Origin of the sequence: Limnohabitans sp. JirII-31 (genome assembly GCF_002778315.1) — a bacterium.
Classification (GTDB): domain Bacteria; phylum Pseudomonadota; class Gammaproteobacteria; order Burkholderiales; family Burkholderiaceae_C; genus Limnohabitans.
The window spans coordinates 213,531-226,452 of the sequence record NZ_NESA01000004.1; the positions used below are offsets into that span (position 1 = coordinate 213,531).

General features: G+C 56.7%; 13 protein-coding genes. 12 read left to right on the top strand and 1 reads right to left on the bottom strand.

Going from position 1 to position 12,922, the window contains the following annotated elements:
• Positions 1–317 precede the first annotated feature (317 nt).
• The 12 genes from B9Z41_RS07675 to B9Z41_RS07730 all read left to right on the top strand — a co-directional run bounded on the left by B9Z41_RS07675 (position 318) and on the right by B9Z41_RS07730 (position 11,291).
• Positions 318–1,754: a DegQ family serine endoprotease gene (locus tag B9Z41_RS07675; protein ID WP_233202586.1), complete on the top strand. Its 1,437-nt coding sequence runs from the start codon at positions 318–320 to the stop codon at positions 1,752–1,754.
• A gap of 478 nt (positions 1,755–2,232) precedes the next feature.
• Complete coding sequence (gene lepA, locus B9Z41_RS07680) at positions 2,233–4,041, top strand: translation elongation factor 4 (protein ID WP_100146455.1); 1,809 nt, start codon at positions 2,233–2,235, stop codon at positions 4,039–4,041.
• A complete protein-coding gene (lepB, locus tag B9Z41_RS07685; RefSeq protein WP_100146456.1) occupies positions 4,041–5,036 on the top strand; it encodes a signal peptidase I in 996 nt (331 codons plus the stop codon). Before lepA ends, lepB begins: the two co-directional genes overlap by 1 nt.
• On the top strand, positions 5,033–5,752 hold the full coding sequence (rnc, locus tag B9Z41_RS07690; protein WP_233202584.1) for a ribonuclease III: 720 nt from the start codon (positions 5,033–5,035) through the stop codon (positions 5,750–5,752). Before lepB ends, rnc begins: the two co-directional genes overlap by 4 nt.
• Positions 5,749–6,771 (top strand): GTPase Era, encoded by a 1,023-nt coding sequence (gene era / locus B9Z41_RS07695; RefSeq protein WP_100146457.1) that lies wholly within the window; start codon positions 5,749–5,751, stop codon positions 6,769–6,771. The genes rnc and era overlap by 4 nt, the downstream gene beginning before the upstream one ends.
• Before the next feature lie 28 nt (positions 6,772–6,799).
• The gene (recO, locus tag B9Z41_RS07700) at positions 6,800–7,555 is read left to right on the top strand and encodes a DNA repair protein RecO (RefSeq protein WP_100146502.1); all 756 of its coding nucleotides are present in this window, start codon (positions 6,800–6,802) and stop codon (positions 7,553–7,555) included.
• Positions 7,556–7,558: 3 nt separating this feature from the next.
• Positions 7,559–8,308: a pyridoxine 5'-phosphate synthase gene (locus B9Z41_RS07705; protein ID WP_100146458.1), complete on the top strand. Its 750-nt coding sequence runs from the start codon at positions 7,559–7,561 to the stop codon at positions 8,306–8,308.
• Positions 8,305–8,697, top strand: a complete 393-nt coding sequence (acpS, locus tag B9Z41_RS07710; protein WP_100146459.1) for a holo-ACP synthase — start codon at positions 8,305–8,307, stop codon at positions 8,695–8,697. Before B9Z41_RS07705 ends, acpS begins: the two co-directional genes overlap by 4 nt.
• A gap of 7 nt (positions 8,698–8,704) precedes the next feature.
• A complete protein-coding gene (gene nagZ, locus B9Z41_RS07715; protein ID WP_100146503.1) occupies positions 8,705–9,799 on the top strand; it encodes a beta-N-acetylhexosaminidase in 1,095 nt (364 codons plus the stop codon).
• A 36-nt stretch (positions 9,800–9,835) separates the two neighbouring features.
• Positions 9,836–10,057 carry a hypothetical protein gene (locus B9Z41_RS07720; protein WP_100146460.1) on the top strand — a complete coding sequence of 74 codons (222 nt, stop codon included), beginning with the start codon at positions 9,836–9,838 and terminating at the stop codon, positions 10,055–10,057.
• Between the two features lie 2 nt (positions 10,058–10,059).
• Complete coding sequence (locus tag B9Z41_RS07725) at positions 10,060–10,242, top strand: hypothetical protein (RefSeq protein ID WP_100146461.1); 183 nt, start codon at positions 10,060–10,062, stop codon at positions 10,240–10,242.
• A 59-nt stretch (positions 10,243–10,301) separates the two neighbouring features.
• Complete coding sequence (locus tag B9Z41_RS07730) at positions 10,302–11,291, top strand: Bug family tripartite tricarboxylate transporter substrate binding protein (RefSeq protein ID WP_100146462.1); 990 nt, start codon at positions 10,302–10,304, stop codon at positions 11,289–11,291.
• A gap of 69 nt (positions 11,292–11,360) precedes the next feature.
• On the opposite strand, the gene lysS is transcribed toward B9Z41_RS07730, so the two are convergent.
• Positions 11,361–12,902, bottom strand: coding sequence for a lysine--tRNA ligase (lysS, locus tag B9Z41_RS07735; RefSeq protein ID WP_100146463.1), 1,542 nt, complete (start codon positions 12,900–12,902; stop codon positions 11,361–11,363).
• Positions 12,903–12,922: the final 20 nt, after the last annotated feature.

The window sequence follows — 12,922 nt, forward strand, 5'->3', positions numbered from 1 at the left end:
GGGGTCGGCGTGTTCTGCAACTCCCATTGGCGACTTTGTATTGGAACGGGGACGTGTGGCTTTTACATGAAGAAAATTCGAAACATGGTTCTGACCAGTTGGGGCAGCCTCATGTCTGTATGGATTTTCAACACATCTTGCTTTTGCGCTGGCAACCCTTATCTAAACCACACAATGTTGTCACCCGTTGGCTGTGGCTGAATCGCTCAACTCAGCCCACACGCTGGCAAGATCTGCGACGCGCTGTGTATGACCGTGCCTATTTGTCCTGAAAGAGAGCTCTTATGGCTTTGAAACGCTACCTGTCGATTGCCCTGATGATCAGCAGCTTGTCTGTGGCTGGTTTAGGGCTTGGTGTCACCGAACCCGCATTCGCGCAATCTGTGCGTACCCTGCCTGACTTCACGGATTTGGTGGAGCAAGTCGGGCCATCCGTGGTGAACATTCGGACCCTAGAAAAAGCTTCCGTGCGTGAGACTCAAAACAGTCCGCAAGACGAAGAAATGCAAGAGTTTTTCCGTCGCTTTTTTGGCGTGCCTATGCCAAGCCCTAATTCGCCGCGCCAGCAGCGCCCGAATAAACCCCAGCAACCTGACGAAGAGCAGCCGCGAGGCGTGGGTTCCGGGTTTATCTTGTCGAGCGACGGCTTCATCATGACCAACGCCCATGTGGTCGACGGTGCAGATCAAGTGGTAGTGACCTTGCCTGACAAACGCGAGTACAAAGCCCGCATCGTAGGTGCTGACAAGCGCAGCGATGTGGCTGTGGTCAAAATCGAAGCCAGTGGCTTGCCTAGCGTAAAGGTGGGGGATGTGAGTCGACTCAAAGTTGGCGAGTGGGTCATGGCCATCGGTTCGCCCTTTGGATTGGAAAATACGGTGACCGCAGGCATTGTCAGTGCCAAGCAGCGTGACACCGGAGACTATTTACCGTTTATTCAAACCGACGTCGCCATCAATCCAGGTAACTCAGGCGGGCCCCTCATCAATATGCGAGGTGAGGTGGTGGGTATCAATAGCCAAATCTATTCCCGCTCCGGGGGCTTCATGGGAATTTCTTTTGCGATTCCTATCGATGAAGCGATTCGCGTGAGCGAGCAACTGCGTGCGACGGGTAGGGTGCAGCGCGGTCGTTTGGGGATCCAGATTGATCAAGTGAGCAAAGAAGTCGCCGAATCTTTGGGGCTGAGTAAAGCCCAAGGTGCATTGGTGCGAGGTGTGGAGCAAGGCTCTCCTGCTGAAAAAGCGGGTCTCGAGGCTGGCGACATCATCTTGCGCTTCGATGGCAAGGCGATTGAAAAATCCTCAGACTTGCCACGCATAGTGGGCAACACCAAACCCGGCACTCGCAGCATGTTGCAAATTTTGCGTCGTGGCACGACCCGCGACATACCCGTCACGGTGGGTGAAGTTGAAGCTGAAAAACCTACCAAAAAAGCTGCTGCACCAGCGGAGAAGCCGAGCTCTTCTTCCTTGGCTGCAAAAGTTTTGGGGCTGTCTGTGAGCGATTTGAGCGATGCGCAGAAGAAAGAACTCAAGCTGCGTGGTGGTGTGCGTGTCGATGCCGTGGCTGAATTGGCTGCCCGTGCTGGCATTCAAGAAGGTGACGTGATTTTGGCGCTGTCTAACGCAGAAACACCGACTGTCCAGGTCTTTGAGGGCTTGGTGGCCAAGCTAGACCGCAGCAAACCTGTCAGTCTCTTGATTCGTCGTGGCGATTGGGCTCAGTACACGGTGATTCGTCCACAGCGTTAAACCCCTAAGACTCAGTCGGGTTTGGGGCTGATTTGGTGCGTGTGAGTTGAAAGAAAAATATTTTTCAATCTTCTCGGCCCTCTTATTTGTTTGCACTTACTAACTTAAATAAGAGGGTTCAAGCTCTTTTTGTATAGAATCGAGGGTCTGAAAGAGCTTTTGCGATATATCGCGAACCATGAAATCCACGATATGGGATTGGAAGATACGCTCCACAGGTGCTCCACAGATCACCCACAAGTTGTCCAAATAACCCCGCCTCCAGAATGTTGATAAGTTGTGAATAAGTCGATGTTGTTAGCCTGCAACGAGCGTGCAGCAGTGCCTAGGTCGCTGTACGTTTGCGGGTTTTTGCCTACAATGAAGTCCCAACTATCGCAGTTGCCATTGCTTGTTGGTTCTGGGCGCGTCAGCATCTGACGCGCCCTTTTTTCATGCCTTCAACCCTTTGAATTCAATCACTTAAGTGTCCCCCTTGATGAACCACATCAGAAATTTCTCGATCATTGCCCACATTGATCACGGCAAATCTACGCTAGCCGATCGCCTGATTCAGCGCTGTGGTGGATTAGAAGAGCGCGACATGGAAGCGCAAGTCCTTGACTCGATGGACATTGAGAAAGAGCGTGGGATAACCATCAAAGCGCAGACGGCTGCGCTGCACTACAAGGCCAAAGATGGACAGGTCTACAACCTGAATCTGATTGATACACCGGGCCACGTTGACTTCTCTTACGAAGTGTCGCGTTCACTGTCTGCATGCGAAGGCGCGCTCTTGGTAGTCGATGCCAGTCAAGGTGTCGAAGCGCAAACCGTTGCCAACTGCTACACCGCACTGGACCTCGGTGTGGAGGTCGTGCCAGTGCTCAACAAGATGGATTTGCCGCAGGCAGATCCCGACAACGCGAAAGCAGAAATCGAAGACGTCATTGGCATTGACGCCACCGACGCCATTCCCTGCTCGGCTAAAACAGGCATGGGTATCGAAGAGATTCTCGAAGCCGTGGTGGCCAAGATTCCGCCACCCAAAGGCAATCCCAATGCGCCCTTGCGCGCCATGATCGTTGACAGCTGGTTTGATACCTATGTGGGTGTCGTCATGCTGGTGCGTGTGGTTGATGGCCGCTTGGGCAAAGGAGAACGCTTCAAGATGATGGCCACCAACGCTGTCTATAACGCGGATAACCTGGGTGTCTTCACGCCGGCCAACGAGTCACGCGAGTCACTCGAAGCGGGTCAGGTGGGCTACATCATCGCGGGCATCAAAGAGCTGCAAGCGGCCAAGGTGGGCGACACCATCACGCTGGAAAAGAAGCTGCCCAACAACTTAGGACCTGCCGAACAAGCTTTGCCCGGTTTCAAAGAAATTCAGCCACAAGTGTTTGCAGGGCTCTACCCGACCGAAGCCAACCAATACGACGCCCTGCGCGACGCCTTGGAAAAACTCAAGCTCAATGACTCCTCCTTGCACTACGAACCCGAGGTGTCGCAAGCGCTGGGTTTTGGTTTTCGTTGCGGCTTCTTGGGTCTGTTGCACATGGAGATCGTGCAAGAGCGACTCGAACGCGAGTTCGACCAAGACCTCATCACCACAGCCCCTAGCGTGGTCTACCAAGTGGTGAAACCAGATGGCGAAGTCGTCTTGGTCGAGAACCCAGCCAAGATGCCCGACCAGGGCAAGATGCAAGAAATTCGCGAACCCATCGTCACCGTGCATTTGTACATGCCGCAAGACTATGTGGGCGCTGTCATGACCTTGGCCAATCAAAAGCGTGGTGTACAGCTCAACATGGCTTATCACGGCCGCCAAGTCATGCTCACCTATGACATGCCGCTGGGCGAAATCGTGCTCGACTTCTTTGACAAGCTCAAATCGGTCAGTCGTGGCTATGCGTCGATGGACTATGAATTCAAAGAGTTCCGCACGTCCGATGTGGTGAAGGTCGACATCTTGCTCAATGGCGAAAAAGTCGATGCCTTGTCCATCATCGTGCACCGCACCCAAGCGCAATACCGCGGGCGTGCCGTGGTGGCCAAGATGCGCGAGATCATCAGTCGTCAAATGTTTGACGTGGCCATTCAAGCCGCCATCGGTGCCAACATCATTGCGCGTGAAACCATCAAGGCCCTGCGCAAAAACGTGCTGGCAAAATGCTACGGTGGTGACATTAGTCGCAAGCGTAAGCTCCTAGAGAAACAAAAAGCAGGTAAGAAACGCATGAAACAAATTGGTTCCGTTGAAGTGCCGCAAGAGGCCTTCTTGGCCATCCTGCAAGTGGAGGATTGATGGCAACTTTGACCGCTTTTGTGCTCGCAGCCTTTGTGAGCTACGCCGGGTCGTGGTACCTCGGCCTGATTGAAGGCAACTTTGCGTTGCTGATGTTCATGGCCACCGTGGTCACGGGCATTTACTGGCTGGCTGAACGCTTTTACTTTTTGCCCCAACGCGAAGCTGCTGCGGCCACATTGGAGCAAGAGGCCGACAAACGCCGAGCTGATTTGACCAAGTTGGGCATTGCCCAAACCGATGTCGACGTGTCTGAGGCCAAAGTTCGTCTCATCATGCAGCCTTGGTGGCTCGATTGGACGGCGGGGCTGTTCCCTGTCATTGCTGTGGTCTTTGTCTTGCGTTCGTTCTTGTTCGAACCTTTCAAAATCCCTTCTGGCTCCATGATTCCGACCCTCTGGGTAGGCGACCTGATCTTGGTCAACAAATTCCACTACGGTGTGCGCTTGCCGGTTTTGAACATCAAAGTCACAGAGGGCAATCCGGTGCAGCGCGGCGATGTCATGGTCTTTCGTTACCCACCCAAGCCAAGCCTCGACTACATCAAGCGCGTGGTAGGTGTTCCTGGCGACGAAGTGGCGTACCTGAACAAGCAGCTCACCATCAACGGCCAGCCCATCTCGAAAGACGCCCGTGCCGACTTCTTTGAAGAAGACAGCATGCGCTACATCAAGCAGTTCGAAGAGAAGCTGCCCATCGGCTCGAAACCCTCTGAAATGACGGGCTTGCGTACCCACAACCTGCTCAATGACGCAGATCGTCCTGCCTTCGTGCCAGGAGCCGATGACTTTGTGTTCAAAGAGAACTGCCAATACACCGTCGAGGGCGTGACATGCAAAGTACCGCCAGGCCATTACTTCATGATGGGCGACAACCGCGACAACTCGCTCGACTCGCGTTACTGGGGCTTTGTGCCTGACAAAAACATCGTGGGCAAAGCCTTCTTTGTGTGGATGAATTTTGGCAATCTCAAGCGCATTGGCGCTTTTGAATGACCTCACGCACCCCCATGGCCCAAGCCTCATTGACTCAGCAACAAATCCTTGAAACCCTGCAACAACGCTTGCAGTACAGCTTTCGCAACCCTGCACTGTTGGTGCAGGCACTGACCCACCGCAGCTTCAGCTCCGACCACAACGAGCGCCTTGAGTTTTTGGGTGACTCCGTGCTCAACCTGGGCGTGGCCCATATGCTGTACCAGCGCCTGAGCACCTTGCCAGAGGGCGACCTCTCGCGGGTGCGCGCCAACCTGGTCAAGCAAGACACCTTGCACCACTTGGCTGTGGAGCTGGGCTTGTCGGGCATCTTGCGCTTGGGTGAGGGCGAGATGCGCTCTGGCGGTCAAAAGCGTGCCTCTATCTTGGCCGATGCGCTGGAGGCGGTGCTCGGTGCGGTCTACCTCGACGCGGGCTATGACGCTGCGCACGCCCTGGTGCAGCGCATCTTTTCGGCCGTTGAAATCAACCCCGACATGCAAGCCGTTGGCAAAGACCCCAAAACCGAATTGCAAGAATGGTTGCAAGCGCGCAAACTCAAGCTGCCCATCTATCGCGTGGTGGGTACTTTGGGTGCTGCGCACCGCCAGACTTTTGACGTCGAGTGCGAAATCCCAGAACTGGCCCGCTGCGAGCGTGGCATTGGCGCATCGCGTCGTGCAGGAGAGCAGGCCGCCGCAGCAGCCATGCTTCAAGTTTTAAAGGAGTCGACATGACTTCAGCCCAAGCCCCCAAAGACGACGCCACAGGCCAAAGCCTGCAAGACATTGACGCCATGTTGGCCGCCAGCAAAGGCAACCGCGTGGTAGCCAGTCCCGTGGCTGTGCCACCGGCGGAGCAGCGTTGCGGCTTGATTGCCATTGTGGGCAAACCCAACGTGGGTAAGTCCACTTTGCTCAACGCCTTGGTGGGCCAAAAAATCAGCATCACTTCGCGCAAGGCGCAAACCACGCGCCATCGCATCACGGGCATGCGCACCGAAGGTGCTGCGCAGTTCGTGTTTGTCGATACCCCGGGTTTTCAAACCATCCATGGCAATGCATTGAACAAGTCGCTCAACAAAACTGTGCAAGGCGCGGTGGGCGATGTGGACCTGGTGCTGTTGGTGGTCGAGGCGGGTAGCTTCACCCCCGCCGACGCCCGTGTGCTGGCCCTGCTGGCACCTGGCATTCCCACACTCTTGGTGGCTAACAAGCTCGACTCGGTCAAGAGCCGCGCCGATGTGGCCCCTTGGTTGCAGGAGATGCAAACCCGCCACCCCTTTGCCGAGTTTGTGCCCATGTCGGCCAAGAACGCCAAAGACGTGGAGCGCTTGCTAGGTATTTGTGAAAAGTACTTGCCCCAACAAGGCTGGATGTACGCCGCTGACGAATTGACCGACCGCAGCGAAAAATTCATGGCCGCCGAGATGGTGCGCGAAAAACTGTTTCGTCTGACCGGTGACGAGTTGCCCTACACCTCGACCGTGATCATTGACAAGTTCGAGGAAGAGCCCGGCAAGACCAAAGGTGTCAAACGCATGGTTCGCATTGCCGCCACCATCGTGGTCGAGCGTGATGGCCACAAAGCCATGGTCATTGGTGACAAAGGCGAGCGCCTCAAGCGCATGGGCACCGAGGCCCGTACCGAGTTGGAAAGACTCTTTGACGCCAAAGTGTTCTTGGAATTGTGGGTCAAAGTGCGCTCTGGCTGGGCCGACGACGAAGCGCGGGTGCGCAGCTTTGGCTACGAGTAAGTCCAGCACCTCCACCTACGCGCGTGGCATCACTCGCATTCAAGAGGAACCTGCGTTCGTCTTGCACCGCTACGACTGGAGTGAGTCCAGTTTGATTCTCGAAACCTTCACCCGTCACCATGGACGGGTGGCATTGGTGGCCAAGGGCGCTAAGCGTCCCACCTCCAATTTCCGCCCGGTGTTGCTGCCTTTGCAACCCCTGCACATCACCTACACCGGCGATGCTGAAATTCGCACCCTCAAAGGCGCTGAATGGGTAGGCGGGCACATCATGCCTCAGGGCGAGTCTTTGCTGTCGGGCTACTACCTCAACGAGTTGCTGTTGCGCTTGCTGGCGCGTGACGACCCCCATCCCCGCCTGTTCGATTTGTATGCCCAAGTGGTGCAGGTCTTGGCCTCTGGCCACGAAGGCACCATGGCGCCGGCCTTGCGTGCCTTTGAGTTGCTGCTGTTGCGCGACATTGGTTTGCTGCCCCAACTCAACGCCCAAACCCTCACCTTGGCCCCTCTGCAAGACCACGCGGCCTACAGCCTGGTCGCTGAAGGGGGCTTGCGCAGCCACAGCCCACAAGACCGCGTGGGCTTGGTGGGCTCGGTGTGGCAGCAACTCGATGCCAGCCTAGACGCTGACAGCCCCATGAGCGCCACCTTGCGCGTGTGTGCCGAGCTGCCCGCCGACCAACGCAACGCTTTGCAAGGCCAACTGCGCGCCTTGCTGCACTACCATTGTGGGGTCCACACCCTGCGCACCCGGCAGATGATGGTGGACCTTCAAGGTTTCTGATTCATGTCCCAGTCCCACACCCGTACCGCCTTGTCGGTCAACCTCAACAAAGTGGCCTTGGTGCGCAACACGCGCCACCTGGGCATTCCCAGTGTCACCCGTGCGGCCACCTTGTGCTTGCAAGCGGGTGCTGCGGGCATCACCGTTCATCCGCGTCCCGATGCGCGACACATTCGAGCCGATGATGTGCATGCCTTGGCTCAACTGCTCAAGGCCTGGCCGGATCGCGAGTTCAACATCGAGGGCAATCCGTTTCACAACCTGATGGACTTTGTGCAGCAGGTTCGTCCCCATCAGGTGACCTTTGTGCCCGACAGCGAAGGTCAATTCACCAGCGACCATGGTTGGAATTTTCCGCAAGACACTGAGCGTTTGAAACCTTTGATCGCCCAAGCCAAAGCCTGGGGCGCGCGCGTGAGCCTGTTCATGGACCCCGTGCCTGAGGCCATGGCCGCAGCCAAAGCGGTGGGGGCCGACCGGGTGGAGCTGTACACCGAAACCTATGCCAGTGCCTTTGGCACCCCCAGCCAAGCGGCCGTCTTGGCCGCTTTTGAAGCGACCGCGCAAGCGGCCTTGGCCGTGGGCTTGAGCGTCAACGCTGGGCATGACTTGAACCGCGACAACCTGGGCACCTTCTTACGCGCCGTGCCCGGCGTACTGGAGGTCTCCATTGGTCATGCTTTGATCGCCGATGCCCTGGAGATGGGCTACACCGAGACTGTGCGCGCCTACCTCGCGTGCATGCCCGCATGATCTACGGCATTGGCACCGATATTTGTGACATCCGGCGCATTCGCACGTCTTTGGAAAAGCACGGTGAGCGGTTTGCGCAAAAAGTATTGAGTGACAACGAGTTGGCCACTTGGCGCAGCCGCAGTCATCGGTGGCCAGAGCGCGGTGTGCGCTACGTGGCCACCCGCTTCTCAGCCAAAGAGGCCTTCAGCAAAGCCATCGGTTTGGGCATGCGCATGCCCATGACCTGGCGTTTGTGCGAAGTCGCCAAATTGCCCAGTGGCCAACCGGTGATCGTGCTCCATGGTGTGCTCAAAGAATGGTGTGACGCCCGTGGCCTTAAAGCCCAGGTCAGTGTGAGCGACGAGTCCGACTACGCCACCAGCTTCGTCATTGTTGAAAAAGAATAAGTTGTTCATGTCCCACCACGCCCCTCTCATTCTTGACATCGCAGGTACCGAGCTCACAGCGGTAGATCGTCAGCGACTGGCGCATCCGCTCACAGGCGGCATCATCTTGTTTGGTCGCAACTGGCACAGCCGCTCTCAGCTCACCGCCTTGTGTGCCGACATCAAGGCCGTGCGGCAAGACTTGCTCATTTGCGTGGACCACGAAGGCGGGCGCGTGCAACGCTTTCGCAGCGACGGCTTCACCCACATCCCGCCCATGCGGGCTTTGGGCGAGCGGTGGATGCAAGACGCCAAAGGTCAGCCGGGCAGTGGGGCCCTCGCCGCCATGGACGCCGCCACCGCCTGTGGTTACGTGCTGGCCAGCGAACTGCGCGCCTGTGGGGTCGACTTCAGCTTCACCCCTGTGTTGGATCTTGACCACGGGGAGAGCGGTGTCATTGGCGACCGCGCTTTCCATCGCGACCCACGTGTGGTCACTGCCTTGGCCAAAAGCCTGATGCATGGCCTGTTGCTGGCAGGCATGGCCAACTGCGGCAAACATTTTCCAGGCCATGGGTTTGTCAAAGCCGACTCGCATGTGGATATCCCAGTCGACAAGCGCAGCCTCAAAGCGGTGCTGAACGACTGCGCCTTGCCCTACAGCTGGCTCAGCACCACTCTCAGCAGCGTGATGCCGGCCCATGTGATCTACCCCAAGGTGGACGCCTTGCCAGCGGGCTTCTCGCCACGTTGGTTGCAAGACATCTTGCGCGGTCAATTGCATTTCAACGGTGCCATCTTCAGTGACGACTTGTCGATGGCTGGCGCGCGCCACATCCAAGGCCACGAGGTCAGCTTTGCCGATGCAGCCATGACCGCCCTCAACGCTGGATGTGATCTGGTACTGTTGTGTAACCAAAGTCTGGCGCAAGCGCCTGACCAGGGCAGGGCCTTGGACACCGCGCTCGATGAATTGACCGAAGGTTTGTTGAAAAACCGCTGGCAAGCCAGCGACGCCAGCGAACAACGCCGACGTGCCCTGTTACCTACCCATTCGCCGCTAGCCTGGGACGCGCTGATGACCCACCCCGCCTATGTGCGGGCACTGGACTTGCTGCCTTGAACCGCAGCCAGTTTTTCCCTAACCCCTAGGAAGTAGATGGCGACCAAAAATGGAAAAAACCAAGTCGATGACAGCGGCCTACGCTTCACCAGTCGTGAAAATGGCTCGCCCTTTGTTGGCATGGGCAAGGTGGGTGAAACCATGTCTTGCATGAAGTGCGGTGTGCACAAGCCGCGCCGTCTGGGCAGTCAACGCCGCTTTGCAGGCACACTGGCCTTCTTTTGTTTCGACTGCAAACCGCCTCTGGAGAAAAAATAACCATGGCCACCCCCAACTACAACTACGAAAAACGTCAACGCGAATTGGCCAAGAAAAAGAAAAAAGAAGAAAAGCTCAAGGACCGCGAAGCGCGTAAAAACTCGCCTGAAGGCGAGTTCGGCCAAGACCCTGACCACGCACAAAGCCCGGATGGTCCTACGCCTGAAGAGCCGCCTATCGTTTGATTTGATTTTTTACTGTCTTCACACCCCACTCACTGTCATTGCTTCTGAGGAGTTCTTACATGTTTGCGTCACGTCGATCGGTTATTTCCCACATCTTGCGCCCTCTGGCGGCGTTGGTCCTTACGGTGTCGTGCGGCTTGGCGGCTGCACAAGCCACCAAGCCCATCAAGCTCATGGTCGGTTTTCCTCCCGGGGGTGGCACCGATGCAGTGGCGCGTACCTTGGCGGAAAAACTCAAAGACGAGTTGGGCGTGGCCGTGGTGGTCGAGAACAAACCCGGTGCGGGTGGACAACTGGCGGCCCAAGCGCTCAAAGCCTCGCCTGCCGATGGCACAGTGCTGTTTTTGTCGCACGACCACACCATCTCCATCTTGCCTTTGGTGGTGAAGAACCCTGGCTTTGACCCTGCGCAAGACTTTGTGCCTGTGGCGGGTTTTGCCACCTTTGTGAATGCCTTGGCGGTGTCGGCTGGCACACCTGCCAAGTCGTTCAACGACTATGTGGCGTGGGTCAAAACGCAAGGCGCCGGCAAAGGTGCGGTGGGAATTCCAGCGCCCGCATCGACGCCAGAGTTCTTGGTCAAAGTGGTGGGTGAAAAATACAAACTCGACTTGGTGTCTGCCCCCTACCGTGGCAGCGCGCCCATGATGGCCGACATGTTGGGCAATCAAATTGCAGCCGGTGTGGGCTCGGTGCCCGACTTCATGGAGAACCACAAGGCCGGCAAAGTTCGCATCGTGGCGGTGCTCGGTGCCAAGCGCCAAGCGTCTTTGCCCGATGTGCCCACCTTCACCGAGCTTGGCTTAGGTGGTTTGGAAGACCTGCCTTACTACGGCATCTTCGCGCCTGCTGGCACACCCAAGGCCACCATCGACCACTTCGGTCAAGCGCTTGCCAAAGTGCTGGCCATGCCCGATGTCAACGAGCACCTCACCAAGATGGGTTTGACTGTGGGTTTCATGAGCGCGCAACAGTTGGCGCAACGTGAACGTGCTTACACCCAGGTGTGGGCCAAGATGATCAAAGACAGCGGGTTCCAGCCGCAATAAGTGGTCGATTCAGAATGAAAAAAAGCGAGGCCGTGGCCCCGCTTTTTTTCATGATGCAGCTTGCAGATTTCAAGCTTCGCGTCGCAAGGCCGGAAACAAAATCACATCGCGAATGCTCGGGCTGTCGGTGAGCAACATCATCAAGCGGTCAATGCCAATGCCGCAGCCGCCTGTGGGTGGCATGCCGTATTCCAGTGCACGCACAAAGTCGTGGTCAAAGAACATGGCTTCGTCGTCGCCGCTGTCTTTGGCGGTCACTTGGGCTTGGAAGCGGGCGGCCTGGTCTTCGGCATCGTTCAACTCGCTGAATCCGTTGCCGAACTCACGGCCCGTGATGTAGAGCTCAAAGCGCTCGGTCACTTCGGGGCGCACATCGCTGGCGCGTGCCAAGGGTGAAATTTCAACCGGGTGCTCGCAGATGAAGGTCGGTTGCCAGAGCTTTTCTTCCACCGTCTCTTCAAAGTACATCACTTGAAGGCTGGCCAAGCTGCGCGTGCTGAGCTTGTCTTTGTCTTCCTTGAAGCCTAGCTTCTTCAGCGCATCGATCAACCATTCGGCGTTGCCCACGTTGTCGCCCGCATCGGTGTATTTCAGAATCGCTTCAGGAATGGTCAAGCGCTCAAACGGCTGGCTCAAATCCACCGCCTTGCCACCATAGGTCAGCAGCAGTGTGCCGGCAGCCTTCATGGCGGCATCGCGCACCAACTCTTCGGTAAAGCTCATCAGGTCTTGGTAATTCCAATACGCCGCATAGAACTCCATCATGGTGAACTCGGGGTTGTGGCGTACCGAGATGCCTTCGTTGCGGAAGTTGCGGTTGATCTCAAACACGCGTTCAAAGCCACCCACGATCAAGCGCTTGAGGTAAAGCTCAGGCGCAATGCGCAAAAACATTTCTTGGTCCAACGCGTTGTGGTGCGTGGTAAAAGGTTTGGCGTTGGCACCCCCTGGAATCGGGTGCAGCATGGGTGTTTCAACCTCCAAGAAGTTGTGTTGCACCATGAATTCGCGAATGCCACTGACCGCTTTGCTGCGCGCCACAAAACGTTTGCGCGCTGTCTCGTCGGTCATCAAATCGACGTAGCGCTGGCGGTACTTGATCTCTTGGTCGTGCACGCCGTGAAACTTGTCGGGCATGGGACGCAAACTCTTGGTGAGCATGCGAATGCTACTGGCGTGGATCGACAACTCGCCGGTGCGCGTTTTGAACAACTTGCCTTCGCAGGCCACGATGTCACCCAAGTCCCAGTGCTTGAAGTCGGCGTAAATCTCTTCATTCACATCGTCGCGGGTGACATAAATTTGAATGCGTCCCGTGCTGTCTTGCAGCGTGGCAAAGCTGGCCTTGCCCATCACACGCTTGAGCATCATGCGACCTGCCACCTTGGCGAATTGGCCTTCTTCGGTCAACACCTCAGAGGTCTTGTCGCCATGCAACTCGTGCAAGGTAGCGGCATGGTGCGCGGGCTTGAAATCGTTGGGGAAGGCCACGCCGTGGCCTTGGGCCTGACGCTCACGAATCGCCTTGAGCTTTTCACGACGCTCGGCGATCAATTGGTTTTCGTCAATGGGAGCGGCTTCTGAGGCGGTGGGTGGAGTGTTGTGAGACATCTAAGGTTGTGCAGTAAGGC

What these genes read in the sequence shown, in the direction of transcription:
- B9Z41_RS07725 (WP_100146461.1), top strand. Translation starts at nt 10,060, where the DNA reads ATGGCCACCCCCAACTACAACTACGAAAAACGTCAACGCGAATTGGCC.
- lysS (WP_100146463.1), bottom strand. Translation starts at nt 12,902, where the DNA reads ATGTCTCACAACACTCCACCCACCGCCTCAGAAGCCGCTCCCATTGAC.
- rnc (WP_233202584.1), top strand. Translation starts at nt 5,033, where the DNA reads ATGACCTCACGCACCCCCATGGCCCAAGCCTCATTGACTCAGCAACAA.
- B9Z41_RS07730 (WP_100146462.1), top strand. Translation starts at nt 10,302, where the DNA reads ATGTTTGCGTCACGTCGATCGGTTATTTCCCACATCTTGCGCCCTCTG.
- B9Z41_RS07705 (WP_100146458.1), top strand. Translation starts at nt 7,559, where the DNA reads ATGTCCCAGTCCCACACCCGTACCGCCTTGTCGGTCAACCTCAACAAA.
- B9Z41_RS07675 (WP_233202586.1), top strand. Translation starts at nt 318, where the DNA reads ATGATCAGCAGCTTGTCTGTGGCTGGTTTAGGGCTTGGTGTCACCGAA.
- lepA (WP_100146455.1), top strand. Translation starts at nt 2,233, where the DNA reads ATGAACCACATCAGAAATTTCTCGATCATTGCCCACATTGATCACGGC.
- acpS (WP_100146459.1), top strand. Translation starts at nt 8,305, where the DNA reads ATGATCTACGGCATTGGCACCGATATTTGTGACATCCGGCGCATTCGC.
- nagZ (WP_100146503.1), top strand. Translation starts at nt 8,705, where the DNA reads ATGTCCCACCACGCCCCTCTCATTCTTGACATCGCAGGTACCGAGCTC.
- era (WP_100146457.1), top strand. Translation starts at nt 5,749, where the DNA reads ATGACTTCAGCCCAAGCCCCCAAAGACGACGCCACAGGCCAAAGCCTG.
- lepB (WP_100146456.1), top strand. Translation starts at nt 4,041, where the DNA reads ATGGCAACTTTGACCGCTTTTGTGCTCGCAGCCTTTGTGAGCTACGCC.
- B9Z41_RS07720 (WP_100146460.1), top strand. Translation starts at nt 9,836, where the DNA reads ATGGCGACCAAAAATGGAAAAAACCAAGTCGATGACAGCGGCCTACGC.